This window comes from Streptomyces sp. NPDC047081, assembly GCF_040643775.1.
Classification (GTDB): Bacteria; Actinomycetota; Actinomycetes; order Streptomycetales; family Streptomycetaceae; genus Streptomyces.
In genome coordinates, this window is record NZ_JBEYUY010000026.1 from 128,899 (window position 1) to 149,752 (window position 20,854).

Consider the following 20,854-nt stretch of genomic DNA (forward strand, 5'->3'; position numbering starts at 1 on the left):
CCGCCGGGCAACTTCCGTCACCTGGGGACAGGTCGGAAATCTCCGGCCGGAATATGCCTCCAGGCTGATAAACCTTCCCCCCTCAGCGCTACGCGTCAGGCGTATGTGCGACTCGGCTGCGGCGGGCGAGGGGCGTGATGTCGGGCTACGAGCTGCTGGCGCGGTCCCTGGACTCCTGCGGCCGTGAGGGCCTCACAGGAGAGCTGCGCGTGTCCGGCTCACCCGGCGGCACCTTCCACTTCCGCGGCGGTCTGGTCGTCGCCGTGGAGTCCCCCGGCGCACCGGGCGCGGAGGCGCTGCTGCTGCGCTCCGGCAGGGTGACCGGCGAGCAGTGGGCCGCGCTGGTGCGGGAGTCCGGCGGGACGCGCTGGCCGGCCGCCGGGCTGATCGCCCACGGGTACGCCGGAGCCGCCCAGTTGCGGGTCGTGTGCGTGATGGCGCTGCAGGACGCCGCGTTCGCGGTCGTCGCCGGCCGTGTCGACGGCTGCGAGCGCGGCGCCGCCGGCTTCGAACCGCCCGCCCCGGTCCCGGTCGGCGAACCGCCCGCCCGCCTCCTGGAGGACGCGGCCCGCAAGATCGCCGCCCTCGCCGCACTGCCCCACCCCGTCCACCCGGACCGCGAACGGCCCCTGCCCGCCCGGCACTTCGCCGACGACGAGCTCGGTGAGCTGCGGCGCGACCTGCTCGCCCACGCCGACGGCCGCCGCAGCGCCCGCGACCTCGCCTTCCGCACCGGCCGCGGGGTCTACACGGTCACCGTCGAAGTCGGCCGGATGCTCGCGGAGGGGCTGCTGCAGTGCGCCCCGCCGCCCGCGCCGGTCCCGGTCCGGATGCCGCCCGAGGGCATCCGGCACCGCACCCCGCCGCCCGCCCCGCCCCCGCCCGAACCACCGGCCCCCGCCGACCTGCCCCGGCGCAGGCCCGGCGGCTTCTTCCGCCTCCGGAACGGAACCCCGAGATGAACCGATCACGGAAACCCCACCAACCACCGATACACCACCGATCACCGAAATCCCACCGATCACCGAAGCCCCGAGACGCACGGATCCCAAGAAAATTGCGGGAGTTGAATACATGGACCACGAAGCCCTGACGCACGAGATGCGCGGCCTGCGGGAGCAGGTCACCGGCATCACCGACACCGCGGTGGCGGCCGCCGACGGACTGCTCATCGCGGCCGACACCGCCGACTCGATCGACCCGGAGGGACTCGCCGCGCTCGCCGCGGCCGGCCTGGGCCTGGCCCGCCGTACCGCGCAGGCGACCGCCCGCGGCGCGCTGCGCCAGACCGTGACGTACGGCAGTCACGGCTGTGCGGCCTTCTACGCGGTCGGTGACACCGCGCTGATGGTCGTCCTCGGGGACGAGGGCCTGGACGTCGACCGACTGCACCGGGCGACCCAGCCCGCCCTCGACCGCATCGGCTCGATCCTCATGAACAAGACAGCAGAAGGAGTCTGAAGGGATGGCGACGAAGCGTATGACCCCCGGTTTCTCCGACCAGGTGATGGGCCTGGTCAAGTCCCTCCGTACCGACGCCCCCGACTGTGTGGCCTCGGGTGTCGTCGACATGTCCACCGGCATGCTGCTGTCGTACGAGACGGTCGACAACCACCCGCCCGAGGTCCTGGACCTGCTGGCGGGCGCCACCCTCGATCTGTTCCAGGGCCGTACGGTCGTGATGATCGAGGACGTCTTCAAGGAACGCCGTGGTATCCAGAGCGAGAACCACTTCTTCCAGGAGATCCTCGTCAACAGCGAGAACCTCACTCACCTGTTCGTGCGGATGACCGAGCAGCAGGACGTCGTCGCGGTCGTCGTGTGCCGTAAGTCGGTCAACGTGGGCATGCTCTTCGCCCAGGTGCGGCGGGTGGTGCGGGAGTACAACCTGTGAACGGGTCAGGCCCCTCCCCGAAGCGGGGGAGGGGCCTGGACACGGCTCGTACGGCCGTCATTCGGTGCGCAGACCGTCCGGGCGCATCAGCCGCAGCAGCGGCGGCAGGCTGAGCAGGGTCACCGCGAGGACGACGCCGGCTCCGATGCCCGTCATCGACAGCACGCTCGCCCAGTCGACGGTCACCGAGTCACCGGTCATCCGCAGCAGCACCGCACCCAGCGTCAGCCCGACCGCCGACGCCAGCAGCAGGCCCAGCGCGATCGGGATCGCCGTCTGCCACAGCACGGACAGGCTCAGCGTGCGGCGCCGGGTGCCGAAGGCGACCAGCGACGAGAGCAGCTTCTTGCGCTCGCGCAGCTGCTCCAGCTGGGAGACCAGCAGGCTCGCGCCGATCAGCATGAGGACACAGGTGGCGCCGACGAACAGGCCGTTGCGGATGGGCTTGAACTGCAGCGACTGCTCGCTGGCCGCCAGGTTGAAGGTCTCCGACAGCGGATCCAGCCGGGCCGCGGCGTTGCGTACGTAGTCACGGGCGTCCGGCACGGACTGGTTCAGCGACACGTACACCATGGGGCTCAGCCCGGCCTCCGCGGACGCGGGCAGCGCGCCCGGCGTGAACAGCAGGCCGCCGCGCTCGTAGCCGGTCGGGTCCTCCCGCCCCTCGGCGGTCAGGATGCCGGGGGTCACCTTCCAGGCGGCCGTGTGGCTCGTCATGCCGTCGTAGCGGGGGTCGAAGTACAGGGTCCGGCCCGGTGCGGCGAACTTCTTCGTCTGGGCCTCGTACTCGCCGCCGACGATCCGGAAGGCGTCGCCGTCCCGGCAGGTCGCGAGGCGCGCCACCTCGCGCAGCTCCGCGCAACTGCCGACCGCCACCTCGATCGTGCCCTCCGGGTTCTTCGCCCGGTCCCCGGCCGAGCCCAGCGAGAGCGCCGTCGCGTGGCGCACGCCCTTGGTCCCGGACAGCGCGCCGCTCACCTCGGCCAGGGGGACGTCACCGCGCAGGGAGACCTGCATCTGCGCCCGGTTCAGGTCGTTGCGGGTCTGCTTGGTGTAGTCGTTCTCGACCCCGGCGAACAGCATCTGCAGCGCGATCGCCCCGGCCACCGCGACCGCGATGCCGTTGACCATCCGGGCCGCCGAGCCGCTGCTCAACTGGAGCCTGCGCACGGCCAGTTGCCAGGAGACCGAGCCGGAGTTCAGCCGGGCCACCACGGCCTCGACGACCCAGGGCAGCAGCGCGGTGACGCCGATCAGCAGCAGCACGGTGCCGCCGATGACCATCCACTCGTTGAAGCTGCCGTTGTCGTTGCCCTGGCCCATCATCGGGTACAGCAGCGCCAGACCGCCGAGCGGCAGCAGCAGCCGCCACCACAGCCGGCGGCGCGGCGGCTTCGCCGTACGGACCACGCCGAGCGGTTCGATGACGACCCCGCGCAGCGCGAACAGCGTGACGAGGACGGCCGCGGCGGGCACGGCGACGGCGACCAGCGCGACGAGCGCGGGGGAGGGGTTGAGGTCGCTGGGGAAGACGCTGACGTTCCGTACGACCAGGACGCTCGCGGACTGCCGGGCGGCCACGAAGAAGACCGTGCCGAGCACCAGCCCGAGCAGCGCCCCCGCGAGGGCCTCACCGCCGGCGATCCGGCGGGCCATCCGCCCGTCCGCGCCGACCAGCCTGAGCGCCGCGAGGCGCCGGTCGCGGCGCTCCCCGCCGAAGCGGACGGCGGCCGCGATGAAGACGCCGACCGGCAGCAGCAGCACCACGAAGATGATCATGATGAGCAGGATCAGGACGGGGTCCAGCTCGTCCGGCGTCGCGTTGGGGGACGGCCCGAAGTAGTCGATGCGCTCGACATAGCCGTTGGAGAGATGGTCCTCCAGGCCGGTGGCACCCGCGTAGAAGGCGAGTTCGGCGGGCCCGATCAGCCCGGACTTCCCGATCGTCCCCACGATCCGGTACGGGTAGCGCTCGCGCAGCAGCTCGCCCGAGCCGGACTCCAGCAGCTTCTTCAGCGCGGGCGAGGCGACCATCTCGCCCTTCGCCGGGAACTTCGCCACCCCCGGCGGCAGCGGCGCCTTCACGCCCTCGGGCTCCACGAACCGGCCGCGGATGTCCTTGGAGCGGAAGGTCGTCTCCGCGTTGGCGATGATCAGCGTGTCGTCCGCCTTCGGCAGCCGCTTCGCGCTGTACGTGAAGTCGTCCCGGTCGCTGTTGCGCTTGTCCCGGGCGGACAGCGCGCTCGGTATCGCCGTGGTGATCAGCAGCAGCGCCACCCCCAGCCCGACGCCCACGGCCGTCAGCAACGCCCGGGTCCAGCCCTCTCGCCCGCCCGCGAAGGCGAACCGCACCCCCATGGCCAGATCCCTGACCCACTGACGCATGCTCATACGACCCGCTCCATGTCCCGGGACTTGCCGTCCCGTACGACGATCTCGCGGTCGGAGTAGGCGGCCACCCGCGCCTCGTGCGTGACGAGCACGACGGCCGCGTTGGTGGTCCGGGCGGCGTCCGTCAGCAGCTCCATCACGCGCTCGCCGTTGAGGGAGTCGAGCGCGCCGGTCGGCTCGTCGGCGAACAGCACCCGCGGATCGGTGACCAGCGCCCGCGCCACGGCGACCCGCTGCCCCTGGCCGCCCGACACCTCACCGGGCCGCTTCCTGCCGAGGTCGTCTACCTCGAGCCGCTCCATCCACGTCAGAGCGGCCTTCTCGGCCGCCTTGCGGGAGGTGCCGTTCAGCCGCAGCGGCAGGGCGACGTTCTCCACACAGGTCAACTCGGGTACGAGCTGCCCGAACTGGAAGACGAACCCGAACTGGGAGCGCCGCAGCTGACTGCGCTCGGCGTCGCTCATGGTCGCCATCTCGCGCCCGTTGTACATGATCGACCCCGAGTCGGGCGTCACGATCCCGGCGAGGCAGTGCAGCAGCGTCGACTTGCCGGACCCCGAGGGGCCCATCACGGCGACGACCTCACCGGGGTGGATGGAGAACTCGGCACCGTCCAGCGCGGTGGTCGGCCCGTACGACTTGTGCAGCGCGTCCGCGACGAGCAGGGAACCGGCAGGAGTCACTTGGCCACCGCCTCGGCGAGCTTGTCGAGGCGCGCGGCGGTGAGCTCCAGCCAGCGCAGGTCGGCCTCGAGATGGAACAGGGCGTGGTCGCAGATGAGCTGATCGGCGAGATCGCCCTTCCGCTTCCGGTCGGTCAGGATCCGCATCATCCGCAGGTGCTCGGCACGCTGTGTGTCGAGGATGTCGGCGGCGTTGCGGTGGGTCAGCAGCGCGAGGACGACCTTGGTGTAGAGCGTCGACTGGAGATACGGCTCCGGCGCCTCGGGCGTCGCGAGCCAGCGCTCGACGTCGGTGATCCCGGCGTCGGTGATGGCGTACCGCTTCCGCTCGGGCCCGCCGCCCGCCTCGATGCCGTCGACCTCGACGAGACCGTTCCTCAGCAGCCGGGACATCGTCGAGTAGACCTGGCCGTAGTGCAGCGGCCGGTCGTGACCGAACTTCTCGTCGAAGGCCCGCTTCAGGTCGTAACCGTGGCGCGGCCCGGACTCCAGGAGCCCTAGAAGGGTGTGACCGATGGACATGCCAAGGACTCTACACGGGGTGTATACGCGTCATGTATACGCGGAGTGTGTAGATCATGGCAGGGGGTGGAGGTGTGCAGGTCGGGGGCCATTGTCATGGTTCTGCAACAGCCGACCCAGCCCGTCCGGCGTTTGAGGACGAGGCCGTTCAGGCCGACGGGGGTCTGGGGGCGGAGCCCCCAGGCGGCCGACCGCGGCGGGGAATCGGCCCGGCCTCGCCCGGCAGCCGCCCTGCCTCCTTCAAGGCCCGCCGCAGCAGGAACTCGATCTGCGCGTTGGCCGAGCGCAGCTCGTCCCCGGCCCAGCGCGCGAGCGCGTCGTACACCGACGGGTCCAGCCGCAGCAGCACCTGCTTGCGCTGCTGCGGCCGACGCTGAGGGGAGGAACCCCCTGAAGGAGCCGTCACTGGTAGAGGGTCCCGGTGTTGAGAACCGGCTGCGGGGCGCGGTCGCCGCACAGGACCACCATCAGGTTGGACACCATCGCCGCCTTGCGCTCCTCGTCCATCTCCACGATGTCCCTCTCGGTGATCCGCGCGAGCGCCGCCTCGACCATCCCGACCGCCCCGTCCACGATCTGCCGCCGCGCCGCGACGACCGCCCCGGCCTGCTGCCGCTGGAGCATCGCGGAGGCGATCTCCGGAGCGTACGCGAGGTGCGTGAACCGCGACTCGATGATCTGCACCCCGGCCGCCTCCACGCGCGCGTGCAGCTCGGCGGCGAGCTTCTCGGTGATCTCCTCGGCGTTCCCGCGCAGCGAGAGCCCGCCCTCGTCGTGGGCGTCGTACGGGTACTCGATGGCGATGTGCCGCACGGCCGCCTCGGTCTGGGTGGAGACGAACTCCAGGTAGTTGTCCACCTCGAAGGTCGCCTGCGCGGTGTCCGCCACCTTCCACACCACCACCGCGGCCAGTTCGATCGGGTTGCCGTAGGCGTCGTTCACCTTGAGGACGGCCGTTTCGTGGTTGCGTACGCGGGTGGAAATCTTCGTGCGCGAGGTGAAGGGGTTCACCCAGCGCAGGCCGTCCTGCCGGATCGTCCCCCGGTAGCGCCCGAAGAGCTGGACGACCCGCGCCTCGCCCGGTGCCACGGTGTTCAGCCCGCGCAGTGAGATCAGCGCGGCGATGAGCACGAAGACCCCGCCGACGGCGAAGCCCGGGCTCGCGGAGGAGGCCGCGAAGAGGATCACGGCGATCAGCAGGCCGAGCAGCCCGAGCAGCAGCGCGAGCGCGCCGCCGATGCTGGGCGCGGTGAACTCGCGGACGTGCGGTGCCGGCATCTCCGGTACGTCGGCGGCCGGTGCGGAGTCGTGCGTGGACATGGCTGATCCCCCGTTCTCGTACTCGTACTCGCTCGTACGATCTGTCTCCAGTATAGCTAAGTGATATCACTTTATCCTCTGCGGGCAACCCTCAACCCCTCTCGTCCGTCGGTTCCTTTGGTGGCGGGTGCTGATTGTCACGTCCGCAAAAGGCCGGAACGGCGGACCTGTGCCACATCTCCCAGTGTTAGCTTTCTGAGCTGACCTGAGCGGCGAACCTGTGTGACTCATGAGCACACATGAACGAAGCGGAGCGGATCGGACCAATGGGACGAGCGGACGATAGACGAGCGCGACAGCGTGGTGGCCGCCGCGCAGCGCCCCCTGCGCGCTCGTCCGTGGCGACGGCGCCCCAGCCGGGCCCCGCCGAGGCGGAACCCACCGTCATAGGCGGCCGGGCGGCGGCCCGCAGGGCTGCCCAGGGCAAAGGCCGCGGCAAGGCGGGCAAGGGCAAGGGCAAGGACGGCCGGAGCTTCATACGCCGGATGTTCACCTGGAAGAAGGTCGTCGGCGGCTTCTTCGGCGTGTGCCTGCTCGGCATGGGCGCCTTCATCGCGCTGTACATGATGATCGACATTCCCAAGGGCAACGCGGACGCGACCCTGCAAAGCAACGTCTACCAGTACAGCGACGGCTCGGTCCTGACCCGTGACGGCGAGCGCAACCGCGAGATCGTGGATCTGGCGAAGGTGCCGAAGCCTGTCCAGCACACCTTCGTGGCCGCCGAGAACAAGACGTTCTACCAGGACAACGGCGTCGACCTGAAGGGCACCGCCCGCGGTCTGCTCAACACGCTCTCCGGCAAGGGCGCCCAGGGCGGTTCGACGATCACCCAGCAGTACGTCAAGAACTACTACCTGACGCAGAACCAGACCGTTTCGCGCAAGCTCAAGGAACTGGTCATCTCGCTGAAGCTGGACCGCGAGAAGAGCAAGGACTACATCCTCGCCGGTTACATCAACACCAGCTACTACGGCCGCGGCGCCTACGGCATCCAGGCCGCCGCGCAGGCCTACTACCGCGTCGACGCCGAGAAGCTCAGCGTCGAGCAGGGCGCCTATCTCGCCGCGCTGCTGCAGGCGCCGAACCAGTACGACTGGGCGATCGCCACCGACACCGGCAAGAGCCTGGTCAAGGCGCGCTGGAACTACGTCCTGGACAACATGGTCGAGCAGGGCTGGCTGGACAAGGCCAAGCGCGAGGAGATGAAGTTCCCGGTCCCCAAGGCCCCGAAGGCCGCGCCCGGCATGGGCGGCCAGACCGGCTACCTGGTGGAGGCGGCCAACAACCAGCTGGCCAAGCAGCTGGTCGCGCAGGGCACCGCGGACAACGTCAACGACGCGCTGACGATGGTCAAGGCGGGTGGCTGGACCATCACGCTGAACATCGACAAGAAGAAGCAGAAGGCTCTGGAAGCGGCCGCCAAGTCCCAGCTGACCAGCAAGCTCGACCCGAAGAAGCGCTCGGTCGACGCGGACGTACAGGCCGGCGCGGTCTCGGTGAACCCGAAGACCGGCGCGGTCGTCGCGCTCTACGGCGGCCAGGACTACTACAAGCACTACCGGTCCAACGCGACCCGCACCGACTACCAGCCGGCCTCGACCTTCAAGCCGGTGATCCTCGCCGCGGCCCTGGACGAGGACGCCCAGACGCAGAGCGGCAAGCCGATCACCGCGAACACGATGTACGACGGCACGAGCAAGCGCCAGGTCGTGGACGACGGCACCAAGGTCGGCTTCGCGCCGGAGAACGAGGACGACCAGGACTACGGCAACATCACCGTCCAGACGGCGATGAACAAGTCCGTCAACTCCGTCTTCGCGCAGATGGGCGTGGACGTCGGCATGGACAAGGTGCTGAAGGTGGCGAGCCAGCTCGGCATGGACACCGCCGACCTGAAGTCCGTACCGGCGCAGACCCTCGGCACGATGGGCGCGAGCCCGTGGCAGATGGCCGGTGTGTACGCGACCCTCGACAACCACGGCAAGAAGGTCACGCCGACGATCATCAAGTCGGTGGAGAGCAGCCAGCACCAGGTGAACCTGCCGGACCCGATCGGCGAACAGGTCGTCAGCCGCGAGGCCGCCGACTCGGTGACCTCGGTGCTGACGGGCGTGGTCGACGACGGTACGGCCAAGGTGTCGGTGCGGGACAACTCCAACCGGGACGGCCGTAAGGTCGCCGGCAAGACGGGTACGTCCGACGAGAACCGCTCGGCCTGGTTCACCGGCTACACGCCCGACCTGGTCACCTCGGTGGGCCTGTTCGGTGAGTCGAAGAAGAACGGCGCGCAGGTCTCGATGTACAAGGCGGGCGGCTTCCCGCGCGTCAACGGTGGTGGCTTCCCGGCGCAGATCTGGGCGACGTACACCTTCGGGGTCTCCGCGACGGGCGTGAAGTTCGACCTGGACACCACGCAGGGCGCGGCGGTCCAGCCGTCGTACACCCCGTCCCAGACGCCGAGCCAGAGCGCGTCCCAGTCCCCGTCGCAGACGCCGACCCAGACGCCGACGCAGACACCCACCCAGACGCCGACCCAGACACCCACACAGACCCCGACGCAGACGCCGACGCAGACACCCACCCAGACGCCGACGCAGACGCCGACGGGCGGCGTCGACGACCCGCTGAACCCGAACGACGATCAGTAGGCACGGAAAAGAGAGGGCGCCCGGCAATCACCGGGCGCCTTTTCGCACCTAAGGGGCGCGGGGAACTGCGCGATCAGCCACAACCGACCCGCAGCCGCCCCACAACCGATTCACCCCTGAACAGACGACTTGCTCAACTCGAACCAGACAACCTTCCCGGTGCTCAGCCGAGTTGCCCCCCACCGCCGGGCCAGCCGGTTGACGAGGTACAACCCCCGCCCGCCCTCATCGGTCGCCCGCGCCTGCCGCAGCCGCGGCAACTGGGGTACGTCGTCGCCGACCTCGCAGCGCAGCACATCGGTCCGCAGCAGTCGCAGGGTCACCGGCCGAGTGGCGTACCGCACCGCGTTCGTGACGACCTCGCTCACCAGCAGCTCGACCGAGTCGCTGAGCTCCTCAAGACCCCAGCGGGACAGCGCCCGCCGGGCCAGCCGCCGCGCACGCCCGGGCGCCGCGTCCTCCGGTTCCAGGAACCAGTACGCGACGTCACTCGGCGCGATCCCGTCGAAGCGCGCGGCGAGCAGCGCGATGTCGTCGTCCCGGTCGCCCGGCCCGAGCATGTCGAGGACCTCGTCGCACAGGGCCTCCAGCGGCGGCGGATGATCCGGCCCGGTCAGCTGGGCGGTCGCGGCGAGCTTCTCCCGCAGCTGCTCTATCCCGGTCCACACGTCCCGCAGCCGCGACTCGACCAGCCCGTCGGTGTAGAGGAGCAGTGTCGCGCCGGCCGGCGCGTCCAGCTCCACCGCCTCGAAGTCGACCCCGCCGACGCCGATCGGCGCGCCCGGCGGCACGCGCAGCACCTCGGCGCGCCCGCCCAGATGCAGCAGCACCGGCGGCGGGTGGCCCGCGTTGGCGATGGTGATGCGGTGGGAGACCGGGTCGTAGACGGCGTACAGGCAGGTCGCCATGCGGTCGGTGCCGAGGCGCTGGGCCTGCTCGTCGAGGTGGTGCAGGACCTCCTGCGGGGGCAGATCCAGACCGGCCAGCGTCTGGGCCGTCGTCCGCAGCTGGCCCATGATCGCCGCCGAGGTCATGGAGTGGCCCATGACGTCACCCACGACCAGCGCGACCCGGCTGCCGGGCAGCGGGATCGCGTCGTACCAGTCGCCGCCGACGCGCGCGGTCTCGGCGGCCGGGAGGTAGCGGGAGGCCAGCCGTACGCCCGTGGGGCGCGGGAGGGTCTCCGGGAGCATGGTGCGCTGCAGTTCGTCGGCGATGTAGGCCTCGCGGCCGTACAGCACCGCCTTGTCGATGCCCAGGGCGCTGTGCGTGGCCAGCTGGGCGGCGACGAGGAGGTCGTCCGGCTCGAACGGGATCCGCTCGGGCCGGCGCAGGAAGAGCGCGGCGCCGATCACGCGGCGGCGGCCCCGCAGCGGGGCCAGGATCGAGCGCTGACCGCCGGGTACGGCCAACTCGCCGCCCTCGCCGAGCAGTTCCGGCAGGGCCGCGTGGGCCGCGGGCGCGTCCGTGAAGACCGGGCGCACCCCGCGCAGCACCTCCGCGAGCGCGCTGCCCGGCCGCACCTCGCACAGCTCGGCGCCGAGCGTGTCCAACTGCGACAGCTCGGCCGGCTCGGGCTGGAGCGCGGGCGAGAAGCCGCCCTCGGTGTCCCGCTCGGCCGGGATGCGGTCGGTGCGGCGCAGGCGCAGCAGCAGCGGGCCCATGGGCCGCTCGTCGCCGACCGGCAGCGGGTCGCGCAGATAGACGAGGATCGCGTCGGAGAAGGTCGGCACGGTCGCCCGGCACAGCCCCATCACGATCTCGTCCAGGTCGATGCCGCGGGCGATCCGGCGGGTGGCCGCGCCCACGAAGCGCAGCCGGTCTCCGTCCCGGCGCATGGGCGTGGGCTGCCCGGGCGCCACCCCCTGCCCCTTGCGGCGCTCCTGGCCCGCCGTGGCCGCCTTCTCGGGCTCGGTGCCGGGCTGGGCGGCGATCGCCTCGGGCACGGGCCGCGGGCGATGCGTGTCTGGTTCTACGGCGGCCGGCTGGGAGTGCTCGGGGCCGGTGGTGTCGGGGGGCGAGGCCGGATCCTTTCCTTTGGCGCACGGCGGGGCCGTACCCGGCGTCGACGGTGTCTCTCCGGTGCGCGCCTGTGCGGGTAAGGCGGCCGCGGGGGAGTGGGGGACCGGCGTCGGGGTGTGCAGGAGCGCCCCGCGGGGGTCCGCGGGGTCGGCGCCCGGCTGTCGGCGCTCGAAGGAGGTCGGGTGCTCCGTCACGCGTGTCGAATCCATCCGTCCGGGGCTGCGCGCCAGGCGCGCGGTTCGTCCCGCCGAAACTCCGATACCCGGAATGCGTGCACCCGGAACGGAATTCCCGCGTGGTCAGAGGCGATTCCTGTGCCACCGGCGAACCGTCTGCGGCTCGCTTGGGTGTTGCCCTCGTACCACTCGCTCACGTCCTGCCGCCCCTCGGTGACGTTCGGTCAAGCCCAGCGCATGTTCCGGGAGTTGCCGCCCTGTGCCCTTGCGGAGGACGATCCTACGGTTGTGGACCGGGGGCGCATCAAGGGTCTCATGTGGACACGTGCGCGGGCGTACGGTCCCAGTCCTCCGGCAACGAAGGTACAGCCCAGGACGGATCCGGGCGCCAGTGCTGCCAGCCGTCGTCGAACGGCTTGCCCCAGGCGCGGATCACCTCCAGCGCGCTGCGCCCCGCCTCCCGCACCCGCTCGGCGGCCGACGCGTCCATCAGACCGTCCCGCTGGGCCTGCGTGAACTCGTCCTCGTCGAGCAGGCGCCAACTGCGGTCCGGGTGCACGGAGATGTCGAGGAAGTGGTCCTGCGAGTCGACCCCGCCGGCCCAACGGGCAAGCGGCGCCTCAAGATTCACGTACCAGTTCTTGAACTTCCAGCCCGGTTCCCAGAACAGCCACACGGACCAGGGATCGCCGGGCCGGGCCAGCTTCAGCACACCCGTGCCGAACCAGCGGTCGCGCTGGACGGTCCGCGGCTTGGTGTAGCGCGAGTCGAGCGGCTCCTGGTGCACGGGCGTGCCGTCGGCGAGCACCGGCTTCACGCACTCGGTGCCCGGCGCGAGCCACACCGCGAGCAGCTCGGAGTCGTCGCGGACGACCGTGACCGGGCGCACGATGTGGAAGTGCTCGCCGGCGTTCTCCCGGTACCGCCACAGGACCTGTGTCCCGGGGGCCCAGAAGCCCGTCGCCGAACCCGCCACCTCGTCCGCTCTCACCGCTCCGCCCTCTGCCATGCACAGATATTAGGTGCCATGGGCATACGACGCTGCGGTGAGCGTCACGGTTCTCCCACCGGCCATGATTGGTTACGGGCGCGTCATACGCAGGACATCCAGCGCCTGGTCGAGCTGCTCCTCGGTGAGGTCGCCGCGCTCCACGTAACCGTTCTCCAGGACGACCTCGCGGATCGTCCTCCGCTCCGCGAGCGCCTTCTTGGCGACCTTGGCGGCCTCCTCGTACCCGATGTACTTGTTGAGCGGGGTGACCACCGACGGCGAGGACTCGGCGTACTCGCGGGCCCGCTCCCTGTTGGCGGTGATGCCGTCCACGGTCCGGTCGGCGAGCAGCCGGGAGACGTTGGCGAGCAGCCGGATCGACTCCAGGACGTTCTTCGCGATGACCGGAAGCATCACGTTCAGCTCGAAGTTGCCGGCGGCGCCCGCGGTGGCGACGGTCGCGTCATTGCCGGTGACCTGCGCGGCGACCATGAGCACCGCCTCCGGGATCACCGGGTTGACCTTGCCCGGCATGATCGACGAACCGGGCTGCAGATCCGGCAGGTTGATCTCGGCGAGCCCGGTCCGCGGCCCCGAGGCCATCCACCGCAGGTCGTTGGCGATCTTCGTGAGCCCGACCGCGATGGTCCTCAACTGCCCGCTGGTCTCGACGATCCCGTCCCGCGCGCCCTGCGCCTCGAAGTGGTCGCGGGCCTCGGTGAGCGGCAGCCCCGTGACGCGGGCGACCTCCTCGATCACGGCCGCGGAGAACCCGGCCGGGGTGTTGATGCCGGTGCCCACCGCCGTCCCGCCCAGCGGCAGCTCGGCGAGCCGGGGGAGCGAGGCGTACAGCCGCTCCACGCCGTACCGCACCTGGGCCGCGTACCCCCCGAACTCCTGCCCGAGGGTCACCGGGGTGGCGTCCATCAGATGCGTCCGCCCGGACTTCACCACGTCCCCGAACTCCTCCGCCTTGCGCTCCAGGGAGGCGGCGAGGTGCTCCAGGGCGGGGATCAGGTCCCGGGTGACGGCGGCGGTGGCGGCGACATGGATGGACGACGGGAAGACGTCGTTCGACGACTGCGAGGCATTGACATGATCGTTCGGGTGTACGTCCCTGCCGAGCCGCTCGCTCGCCAGCGTGGCGAGGACCTCGTTGGTGTTCATGTTGGACGAGGTACCGGACCCCGTCTGGAACACGTCGACCGGGAAGTGCGCGTCCCAGTCCCCGCGGGCGACCTCCGCGGCCGCCTCCTGGATGGCCTCGGCGACGTCCTTGTCGAGCACCCCCAGCCGCGCGTTCACCTTCGCGGCGGCCCCCTTGATCCGCGCGAGCGCCTCGATGTGCGCGCGCTCGATCCGCTGCCCGGAGACCGGGAAGTTCTCCACGGCCCGCTGCGTCTGGGCCCGCCACTTGGCGTCGACGGGAACGCGGACCTCGCCCATGGAGTCGTGCTCGATGCGGTATTCGCTCATGTCCGTATAGCGATCGGGACGGTGGAGATGTTCCGGACCTTGAGCCACCCGGGGGCTGTGACCCAGGTCTCACCGCCGCCGTGCAGCAGACGCGGGCGTGTCCACGTCGAGGACGGGTGACAGGAAGGGAGGAGCGTGTGGAGAGCGACTTCCACGGTTTCGTGACCGCCCGGTCGGCCGCGCTGTTCCGGGGCGCCCTGGTGCTGACCGGTAACCGCGACGCGGCCGAGGACCTGGTCCAGGAGACCCTGGAGCGGGCCTGCCGCAAGTGGCGCACGATCGCCGCCGCGGACGCCCCGGACGCCTATGTCCGGCGGATCATGGTGAACCTCGCCAACGACCGCTGGCGCAGGTTCCGCAGGACCGTCCCCGACAGCGGCGAGCGGATCGCGCCCGGCGACGAGTACGGACAGGTCGACAGCAGGGACCAGTTGGTGCGCGCGCTGCAGCAACTGCCCATGCGGATGCGGACGGTCGTGGTGCTGCGGTACTTCCACGACCTCTCCGACGCCGAGATCGCCGCCGACCTCGACATCTCGCCGAGCACGGTGCGCTCCCAGCTGGCCCGGGGGATCGAGAAGCTCAGGAGCCAGTTCCCCGCACTCTCCGGCCCTTCACCACGGCAGCCCCAGGGAGGACCCCGATGACTTCGTACGGCGACGCACGGCCCTCCGGCTGCACACCCTTCGAGGAGCAACTGGTGAACGCCATGAACGACTACGCAGACTCGGCCGACGCCCCCGACTTCGACGCGCCGGGCATCGTGCGGCGCACCCGCCGCCGGCGGACGGTGGGCATCGCCGCCGTCGCCGCCGCCCTCATCCTGGGCGGCGGGGGCACGGCCCTGGCCTCGATGAGCGGTGGTACGGAAGCGCACAGCGCCGTCGCATCGAGCGGCCCCACCCAGCACGGGAGCAAGCTCACCACCGTGCTGGTCGGCAAGCCCGGGGACTCGTTCACCATCGACTTCGCGGGCCTGGACCTGGCGTACGCCAAGCAGTTGCTGGCGAAGGCCCAGCTCCAGCTCGGCGCGGTCTCCAAGCGGCCGGTCACGGGCTGCAAGCCGGGCACGGTGTTCATCGCCGACCCGCACAGCCCGAAGACGGTCCCGGTGGGCGGCACGGTCAACCTGGTCCTGTGCTCCGGCTGACCTGAGACGCCCGCCCCTGCTGCAATCAGGGGCGGGCGTCCGTCACAGGGTCAGGCCAGCCCCGGCCCCCGCACCGGAATCGTCGTGAACGTCGGTGCGGGCGCCGGGTCCTGGAAGAAGTCGTTGCCCTTGTCGTCGACCACGATGAACGCCGGGAAGTCCTCGACCTCGATCTTCCAGACCGCCTCCATGCCGAGCTCCTCGTACTCGACGACCTCGACCTTCTTGATGCAGTCCTGGGCGAGACGCGCGGCCGGGCCGCCGATGGAGCCGAGGTAGAAGCCGCCGTGCGCGTCGCACGCGTCGGTGACCTGCTTGCTCCGGTTGCCCTTGGCGAGCATCACCTTGGAGCCGCCGGCCGCCTGGAACTGCTCGACGTAGGAGTCCATGCGCCCGGCCGTGGTCGGCCCGAAGGAGCCGGACGCGTAGCCCTCGGGCGTCTTCGCGGGGCCCGCGTAGTACACCGGGTGGTCCTTCAGGTACTGCGGCATCTCCTCGCCCGCGTCCAGCCGCTCCTTGATCTTGGCGTGCGCGATGTCACGGGCGACGACGAGCGGGCCGGTGAGGGAGAGCCGGGTCTTGACCGGGTACTTGGTGAGCTCGGCGAGGATGGCGTCCATCGGCTGGTTCAGGTCGATGCGCACGACGTCACCCGACTCGTCCAGGTGCTCGTCCGTCGTCTCCGGCAGGAAGCGCGCCGGGTCCGTCTCCAGCTGCTCCAGGAAGACACCCTCCGGCGTGATCTTCGCGAGGGCCTGGCGGTCGGCCGAGCAGGACACGGCGATGGCGACCGGGCAGGACGCGCCGTGCCGGGGCAGCCGCACCACGCGCACGTCGTGGCAGAAGTACTTGCCGCCGAACTGCGCGCCGATCCCGATCTTCTGCGTCAGCTCGAAGACCTTCTGCTCCAGGTCCTTGTCCCGGAAGCCGTGCCCGAGCTCCGAGCCCTCGGCCGGGATCTCGTCCAGGTAGTGCGCGGAGGCGTACTTGGCGGTCTTCAGGGCGTACTCGGCGCTCGTACCGCCGACGACGATCGCCAGGTGGTACGGCGGGCAGGCGGCCGTACCCAGCGAACGGATCTTCTCCTCCAGGAACTTCATCATGGAGGACTCGTTCAGGACCGCCTTGGTCTCCTGGTACAGGAAGGACTTGTTGGCGGAGCCGCCGCCCTTCGCCATGAACAGGAACTTGTAGGCGCCGCCGTCGGTGGCGTACAGCTCGATCTGGGCCGGGAGGTTGGAGCCGGTGTTCTTCTCCTCCCACATGGTGAGCGGAGCCATCTGCGAGTAGCGCAGGTTGAGGTTCAGGTACGCGTCGTAGATGCCCTTGCTGAGGGCCGCCTCGTCGCCGCCCTCGGTCAGCACGTTCTGTCCGCGCTTGCCCATCACGATCGCCGTGCCGGTGTCCTGGCACATGGGGAGCACGCCCGCCGCCGCGATGTTCGCGTTCTTCAGCAGGTCGAGGGCGACGAACTTGTCGTTGCTGGAGGCCTCGGGGTCGTCGATGATGCGGCGCAGCTGGGCGAGGTGGGCCGGGCGCAGGTAGTGCTGGATGTCATGGATGGCCTCGGCCGCCAGCTTGCGCAGCGCCTCCGGCTCCACCTTGAGGAACGTCCGCCCGTCGGCCTCGAAGGTGGAGACACCCTCGGAGGTCACCAGCCGGTACGGGGTGGTGTCCTCTCCCATGGGGAGCAGATCGGTGTACGCGAACTCAGGCATCGCAGCCCATTCCTCACTCGACAGACGGCCGCCCGCCGACACTGGCGGGCGCTCACCAGCGTAGAACCTGCGTCCGACAGCGGGCTTGTGAGGTTGTCCTCAGTTGGGGTAGTCGCGATCTATCGCGTTTCGGTACGCTGCTGCCGTGGACCTTCAGAAGCAGGACCTTCAGAAGCAGTCGGAACTCCGCGCCTCCGACGCCGACCGGGACCGTATCGCCGACATCCTGCGCGAGGCCCTGGCCGAGGGCCGGCTGACCGCCGACGAGCACGCGGAGCGGGTGGAGGGCGTGCTCGCCGCGAAGACCGTCGGTGAGCTGGAGGTCTTCATACGGGACCTGCCCGCCGCCCACCGCCACCGCGCGGCCCCCTCCTTCGCCGCGGCCCCGAACCGCCCCACCATGGGCGCGATCCCGGCCGACCCGGACGACAACGTGGTGGCGGTCTTCAGCACCGCAGTCCGCAAGGGCCGCTGGCGCGCGGGCCGCCGTATCCACGCGTACGCGATCTTCGGCTCCGTCGAGATAGACCTCAGCGAGGCGCTCTTCGAGTACCAGCAGGTCGTGATCAAGACGATCTCGGTCTTCGGCAACGTCGAGATCCGCGTCCCGGAGAACGTGTCGCTGCGCGGCACCGGCGGCGGCGTGCTGGGCAACTTCGAGGTGGCGCCGCTCGACTCGACGGATCCGGACGCGCCGGTCGTCTACATCGACGGCTGGGCCGTACTGGGCAATGTCGAAGCGAAGCCGAAGCGGGGCAAGCTCGTCGCGGACATTCTCGATCGGGTTCAGCGCAAGGTCGACAAGAGTTTGCGCAAGCATCTGGATCGTTGACGGTTGTGAATCCGACCGGTCCTGCACTCAGTGCATAGGCGCGCGCACAGCGGGTAGGGCTTGCTGCATCGTCGCTCGCTCGCGAAGCCGTCGTCAGGAGTAGACCGTGCTGCAACCGCCGCATTCGTCCCTGCAGGTAGCTGCCGTTCCGGCCCAGCGGGTGCCAGTGCGGGACAGGGACCAAGACGCACCCTGGCACACCGAGGCGGTGTGTCGGCGCGACGAGGCAGGCCTGTTCTTCGCACCGTCCAAGGAACCCACCGCCGCGCGCCTCTCCAGGGAAGAGGCGGCCAAGCGCGTCTGCGCGCGCTGCCCGGTCATGGTCGAGTGCCGCGAGCACGCCCTCCTGCAACCCGAGCCGTACGGCGTCTGGGGCGGCCTGACGGCAGCGGAACGCCGAGTTGTCCTGGCCCGCAGGCGCCGCCGCGACATGGAACTGAAGAAGGCGGCCCGCGCGAGCCGTATAGCGCAGGCCGGCTGAACAGACCCTTTGGGACGGCAGAAGGGCGCCCCCTCCGCACCGGGGGCGCCCTTGCCTTCCCTACGGTCCTGCTCGGGACCTACTTGGCCCGGTCGAAGTCGATCGCGCTGTAGGCCCGCAGCTTGCTCAGGCGGTGCTCCGAGTCGATCCGCCGTACCGTCCCCGACTTCGAGCGCATCACGATCGAGTCGGTCGTCGCCGTCTCCGAGCGGTACCGCACACCCCGCAGCAGCTCACCGTCGGTGATCCCGGTCGCGACGAAGAACACGTTCTCCCCGGAGACCAGGTCGTCGGTCATCAGCACCCGGTCGAGATCGTGCCCGGCGTCGATCGCCCGCGCCCGCTCCTCGTCGTCCTTCGGCCACAGCTTGCCCTGGATCGTGCCGCCGAGGCACTTCACCGCACAGGCCGAGATGATCCCCTCCGGCGTGCCGCCGATGCCCAGCAGCATGTCGACGCCGGTGCCCTCGCGCAGCGCGTAGATCGACCCCGCCACGTCACCGTCGGAGATCAGCTTGATCCGCGCCCCGGCCTCCCGGATCTCCTTGATGATCCCCTCGTGCCGCGGCCGGTCCAGGATCACCACGGTCACGTCCTCCGGCGTGGACCGCTTCGCCTTCGCGACCCGTCGGATGTTCACCGAGACGGGCGCGTTGATGTCGACGAAGTCCGCGGCCTCCGGCCCGGTGACCAGCTTGTCCATGTAGAAGACCGCGGACGGGTCGAACATCGACCCGCGGTCCGCCGCCGCCAGCACGGAGATCGCGTTCGGCATGCCCTTGGCCGTCAGCGTGGTCCCGTCGATCGGGTCGACGGCGATGTCGCACTCGGCCCCGGTCCCGTCACCGACCTGCTCCCCGTTGAAGAGCATCGGGGCCTCGTCCTTCTCGCCCTCGCCGATGACGACCACGCCGTTCATCGACACGGTGGACACGAGGGTCCGCATGGCGCGCACCGCGGCACCGTCGGCGCCGTTCTTGTCGCCCCGCCCGACCCAGCGGCCCGCGGCCATCGCGGCGGCTTCGGTCACCCGGACGAGCTCCAGGGCGAGGTTGCGGTCGGGGGCTTCGCTGGGGACTTCGAGTTCGGACGGCAAGTGATGATGCTCGGTCATCGAGGCGCACCTTTCTGATACGACGACGGCCGGATGAGGGTTCGACCCTCGACTCTATCGTCAGTCCGACAAAATGAGCAGGGGACCCCACGGATGAGCGGACCGGGCACCTGCGACGATAGAGGGCGTGGCAGGTTCGAACGGCAGGCAGAAGACGGCCCGGGACATGATCCTCTCCCTGGGCATCATCGGGATCGCGGCGGCGCTCATCTACGTGTTCATCCCGCACGACGACTCCGCTCCGGACATCAAGCGGGTCGACTACCGGGTCGAGCTGCTCACGGCGCGCCGCGCCGCGGCCTACCCGGTGGCCGCCCCCGAGGGCCTGTCCAAGTCCTGGAAGGCGACCTCGGTCCGCTTCGACGGCGCGAACTTCGACGCCTGGCACCTGGGCTTCCACGCCCCCGACGGTCAGTACGTGCAGATCGAGCAGTCGACTCAGAAGGCGTCGGAGTTCATCGACGACGCCAGCCAGGGCGCCTCGGCCACGAAGACCACCCAGGAGATCAACGGCCGGACCTGGACGCACTACACCGGCGGCCGTTACGACGCCCTCGTGCTCCCCGGGAAGAGCTCGACGACGGTGGTCGCGGGCACGGGCTCGTTCAAGCAGCTGACGGAGATGGCGCAGGCGCTGAAGACGTCGTGACCGCGTCCGCGCACGCGAGAGGCCCCCGGCGTCGCTGCCGGGGGCCTCTCGCGCATGGGGTCCGATCAAGCCGTGGGTTCGCTCAGACCGTGGTGACGACCTGGTCGTACTCCAGGCGCGGGGAGCGCGGGAACCAGGCGTCCTCGCCCGGCTTGCCGATGTTGATCACCATCAGCGGGGTGTGGTCGTCGTCCAGGAACTCCTTCTGGATGCCCGCGAAGTCGACACCGGTCATCGGGCCGGCGGCGAGCCCCGCGGCGCGGACGCCGATGATGAAGTACGCGGCCTGCAGGGAGGCGTTCAGGGCGGCGCTGCCCTCGCGGACCTCACGGGCGCCGAAGACGGCGTCCTTCGCCTGCGGGAAGTGCGGGAAGAGCGCGGGCAGCTCCTCGTGGAACTCGTTGTCCGCGGAGAGGATCGCGACCAGCGGGGCGGTGGCGGTCTTCTTCTGGTTGCCCTCGGCCATCAGGCCGACCAGGCGCTCGCGGGCCTCCGCGGAGCGGACCAGGGTGATGCGCAGCGGCGACTGGTTCATGGAGGTCGGGCCGTACTTGACCAGGTCGTAGATCGCCTGCACCTGCTCGTCGGTCACCGGCTCGTCGGTGAAGGTGTTCGCGGTGCGGGCCTCACGGAACAGCAGGTCCTGGGCGGCGGGGTCAAGAACGAGAGACATGCGGGGGACTTCCTCGGGTATAGCCTTGATCCGGATTTCCGGACCGCGGTCCGTTTCGGCCGACAAGGCATGACGGTACGCCGTGGAAGTTCAAGGTTCAACAAAAAGCGGG

Annotated in this window: 20 protein-coding genes; 9 read left to right on the forward strand and 11 right to left on the reverse strand. The window is 70.3% G+C overall.

The window, feature by feature from the left end; genetic code table 11:
- Positions 1 to 137: 137 nt before the first annotated feature.
- From ABZ848_RS37155 to ABZ848_RS37165, 3 genes are all read left to right on the forward strand, one after another.
- On the forward strand, positions 138 to 962 hold the full coding sequence (locus tag ABZ848_RS37155; protein ID WP_360839118.1) for a MarR family transcriptional regulator: 825 nt from the start codon (positions 138 to 140) through the stop codon (positions 960 to 962).
- A gap of 112 nt (positions 963 to 1,074) precedes the next feature.
- A complete protein-coding gene (locus ABZ848_RS37160; RefSeq protein WP_242766020.1) occupies positions 1,075 to 1,461 on the forward strand; it encodes a roadblock/LC7 domain-containing protein in 387 nt (128 codons plus the stop codon).
- 4 nt (positions 1,462 to 1,465) lie between these two features.
- Complete coding sequence (locus ABZ848_RS37165) at positions 1,466 to 1,894, forward strand: hypothetical protein (protein WP_360839120.1); 429 nt, start codon at positions 1,466 to 1,468, stop codon at positions 1,892 to 1,894.
- Between the two features lie 57 nt (positions 1,895 to 1,951).
- Here the strand turns inward: ABZ848_RS37165 and ABZ848_RS37170 are convergent, their stop codons facing one another.
- From ABZ848_RS37170 to ABZ848_RS37190, 5 genes are all read right to left on the reverse strand, one after another.
- On the reverse strand, positions 1,952 to 4,285 hold the full coding sequence (locus tag ABZ848_RS37170; RefSeq protein WP_360839121.1) for an FtsX-like permease family protein: 2,334 nt from the start codon (positions 4,283 to 4,285) through the stop codon (positions 1,952 to 1,954).
- Complete coding sequence (locus tag ABZ848_RS37175; RefSeq protein ID WP_360839122.1) at positions 4,282 to 4,968, reverse strand: ABC transporter ATP-binding protein; 687 nt, start codon at positions 4,966 to 4,968, stop codon at positions 4,282 to 4,284. Before ABZ848_RS37175 ends, ABZ848_RS37170 begins: the two co-directional genes overlap by 4 nt.
- Positions 4,965 to 5,489: a PadR family transcriptional regulator gene (locus tag ABZ848_RS37180; protein WP_360839124.1), complete on the reverse strand. Its 525-nt coding sequence runs from the start codon at positions 5,487 to 5,489 to the stop codon at positions 4,965 to 4,967. Before ABZ848_RS37180 ends, ABZ848_RS37175 begins: the two co-directional genes overlap by 4 nt.
- Before the next feature lie 148 nt (positions 5,490 to 5,637).
- Positions 5,638 to 5,895 (reverse strand): hypothetical protein, encoded by a 258-nt coding sequence (locus tag ABZ848_RS37185; protein ID WP_360839126.1) that lies wholly within the window; start codon positions 5,893 to 5,895, stop codon positions 5,638 to 5,640.
- Positions 5,892 to 6,809, reverse strand: coding sequence for an SPFH domain-containing protein (locus tag ABZ848_RS37190; protein WP_360839128.1), 918 nt, complete (start codon positions 6,807 to 6,809; stop codon positions 5,892 to 5,894). Before ABZ848_RS37190 ends, ABZ848_RS37185 begins: the two co-directional genes overlap by 4 nt.
- Before the next feature lie 266 nt (positions 6,810 to 7,075).
- Between ABZ848_RS37190 and ABZ848_RS37195 the strand changes: the two genes are divergently transcribed.
- Positions 7,076 to 9,460 carry a transglycosylase domain-containing protein gene (locus tag ABZ848_RS37195; RefSeq protein WP_360839185.1) on the forward strand — a complete coding sequence of 795 codons (2,385 nt, stop codon included), beginning with the start codon at positions 7,076 to 7,078 and terminating at the stop codon, positions 9,458 to 9,460.
- A gap of 110 nt (positions 9,461 to 9,570) precedes the next feature.
- On the opposite strand, the gene ABZ848_RS37200 is transcribed toward ABZ848_RS37195, so the two are convergent.
- The 3 genes from ABZ848_RS37200 to ABZ848_RS37210 all read right to left on the reverse strand — a co-directional run bounded on the left by ABZ848_RS37200 (position 9,571) and on the right by ABZ848_RS37210 (position 14,125).
- Positions 9,571 to 11,691: a SpoIIE family protein phosphatase gene (locus tag ABZ848_RS37200; protein WP_360839129.1), complete on the reverse strand. Its 2,121-nt coding sequence runs from the start codon at positions 11,689 to 11,691 to the stop codon at positions 9,571 to 9,573.
- Positions 11,692 to 11,971: 280 nt separating this feature from the next.
- Positions 11,972 to 12,667, reverse strand: coding sequence for a DUF402 domain-containing protein (locus tag ABZ848_RS37205; protein ID WP_360839131.1), 696 nt, complete (start codon positions 12,665 to 12,667; stop codon positions 11,972 to 11,974).
- A 72-nt stretch (positions 12,668 to 12,739) separates the two neighbouring features.
- Positions 12,740 to 14,125, reverse strand: a complete 1,386-nt coding sequence (locus ABZ848_RS37210) for a class II fumarate hydratase (protein WP_360839133.1) — start codon at positions 14,123 to 14,125, stop codon at positions 12,740 to 12,742.
- 137 nt (positions 14,126 to 14,262) lie between these two features.
- On the opposite strand from ABZ848_RS37210, the gene ABZ848_RS37215 reads away from it, so the two are divergent.
- Together ABZ848_RS37215 and ABZ848_RS37220 are read left to right on the forward strand one after the other, a co-directional pair.
- Positions 14,263 to 14,772 (forward strand): SigE family RNA polymerase sigma factor, encoded by a 510-nt coding sequence (locus tag ABZ848_RS37215; protein ID WP_360839135.1) that lies wholly within the window; start codon positions 14,263 to 14,265, stop codon positions 14,770 to 14,772.
- Positions 14,769 to 15,275, forward strand: a complete 507-nt coding sequence (locus tag ABZ848_RS37220; RefSeq protein ID WP_360839136.1) for a PASTA domain-containing protein — start codon at positions 14,769 to 14,771, stop codon at positions 15,273 to 15,275. Before ABZ848_RS37215 ends, ABZ848_RS37220 begins: the two co-directional genes overlap by 4 nt.
- 50 nt (positions 15,276 to 15,325) lie before the next feature.
- On the opposite strand, the gene ABZ848_RS37225 is transcribed toward ABZ848_RS37220, so the two are convergent.
- Positions 15,326 to 16,993 carry a fumarate hydratase gene (locus ABZ848_RS37225; RefSeq protein ID WP_360839137.1) on the reverse strand — a complete coding sequence of 556 codons (1,668 nt, stop codon included), beginning with the start codon at positions 16,991 to 16,993 and terminating at the stop codon, positions 15,326 to 15,328.
- 145 nt (positions 16,994 to 17,138) lie between these two features.
- Between ABZ848_RS37225 and ABZ848_RS37230 the strand changes: the two genes are divergently transcribed.
- Positions 17,139 to 17,825: a DUF1707 domain-containing protein gene (locus ABZ848_RS37230; RefSeq protein ID WP_360839138.1), complete on the forward strand. Its 687-nt coding sequence runs from the start codon at positions 17,139 to 17,141 to the stop codon at positions 17,823 to 17,825.
- 106 nt (positions 17,826 to 17,931) lie between these two features.
- Positions 17,932 to 18,306, forward strand: a complete 375-nt coding sequence (locus ABZ848_RS37235; RefSeq protein WP_360839140.1) for a WhiB family transcriptional regulator — start codon at positions 17,932 to 17,934, stop codon at positions 18,304 to 18,306.
- 79 nt (positions 18,307 to 18,385) lie between these two features.
- Here ABZ848_RS37235 and glpX read toward each other — a convergent pair whose 3' ends face one another.
- Positions 18,386 to 19,420 carry a class II fructose-bisphosphatase gene (gene glpX, locus ABZ848_RS37240; RefSeq protein ID WP_360839142.1) on the reverse strand — a complete coding sequence of 345 codons (1,035 nt, stop codon included), beginning with the start codon at positions 19,418 to 19,420 and terminating at the stop codon, positions 18,386 to 18,388.
- A 127-nt stretch (positions 19,421 to 19,547) separates the two neighbouring features.
- Between glpX and ABZ848_RS37245 the strand changes: the two genes are divergently transcribed.
- Positions 19,548 to 20,069, forward strand: coding sequence for a DUF4245 domain-containing protein (locus ABZ848_RS37245; RefSeq protein ID WP_360839144.1), 522 nt, complete (start codon positions 19,548 to 19,550; stop codon positions 20,067 to 20,069).
- An 82-nt stretch (positions 20,070 to 20,151) separates the two neighbouring features.
- On the opposite strand, the gene ABZ848_RS37250 is transcribed toward ABZ848_RS37245, so the two are convergent.
- Complete coding sequence (locus ABZ848_RS37250) at positions 20,152 to 20,742, reverse strand: malonic semialdehyde reductase (RefSeq protein WP_360839146.1); 591 nt, start codon at positions 20,740 to 20,742, stop codon at positions 20,152 to 20,154.
- Positions 20,743 to 20,854 lie beyond the last annotated feature (112 nt).

Bases quoted from the DNA above. Each gene is read 5' to 3' on its own strand.
- ABZ848_RS37195 (WP_360839185.1), top strand. From the start codon at position 7,076: ATGGGACGAGCGGACGATAGACGAGCGCGACAGCGTGGTGGCCGCCGC.
- ABZ848_RS37200 (WP_360839129.1), bottom strand. From the start codon at position 11,691: ATGGATTCGACACGCGTGACGGAGCACCCGACCTCCTTCGAGCGCCGA.
- glpX (WP_360839142.1), bottom strand. From the start codon at position 19,420: ATGACCGAGCATCATCACTTGCCGTCCGAACTCGAAGTCCCCAGCGAA.
- ABZ848_RS37180 (WP_360839124.1), bottom strand. From the start codon at position 5,489: ATGTCCATCGGTCACACCCTTCTAGGGCTCCTGGAGTCCGGGCCGCGC.
- ABZ848_RS37160 (WP_242766020.1), top strand. From the start codon at position 1,075: ATGGACCACGAAGCCCTGACGCACGAGATGCGCGGCCTGCGGGAGCAG.
- ABZ848_RS37210 (WP_360839133.1), bottom strand. From the start codon at position 14,125: ATGAGCGAATACCGCATCGAGCACGACTCCATGGGCGAGGTCCGCGTT.
- ABZ848_RS37220 (WP_360839136.1), top strand. From the start codon at position 14,769: ATGACTTCGTACGGCGACGCACGGCCCTCCGGCTGCACACCCTTCGAG.
- ABZ848_RS37250 (WP_360839146.1), bottom strand. From the start codon at position 20,742: ATGTCTCTCGTTCTTGACCCCGCCGCCCAGGACCTGCTGTTCCGTGAG.
- ABZ848_RS37155 (WP_360839118.1), top strand. From the start codon at position 138: ATGTCGGGCTACGAGCTGCTGGCGCGGTCCCTGGACTCCTGCGGCCGT.
- ABZ848_RS37170 (WP_360839121.1), bottom strand. From the start codon at position 4,285: ATGAGCATGCGTCAGTGGGTCAGGGATCTGGCCATGGGGGTGCGGTTC.
- ABZ848_RS37165 (WP_360839120.1), top strand. From the start codon at position 1,466: ATGGCGACGAAGCGTATGACCCCCGGTTTCTCCGACCAGGTGATGGGC.
- ABZ848_RS37205 (WP_360839131.1), bottom strand. From the start codon at position 12,667: ATGGCAGAGGGCGGAGCGGTGAGAGCGGACGAGGTGGCGGGTTCGGCG.
- ABZ848_RS37225 (WP_360839137.1), bottom strand. From the start codon at position 16,993: ATGCCTGAGTTCGCGTACACCGATCTGCTCCCCATGGGAGAGGACACC.
- ABZ848_RS37190 (WP_360839128.1), bottom strand. From the start codon at position 6,809: ATGTCCACGCACGACTCCGCACCGGCCGCCGACGTACCGGAGATGCCG.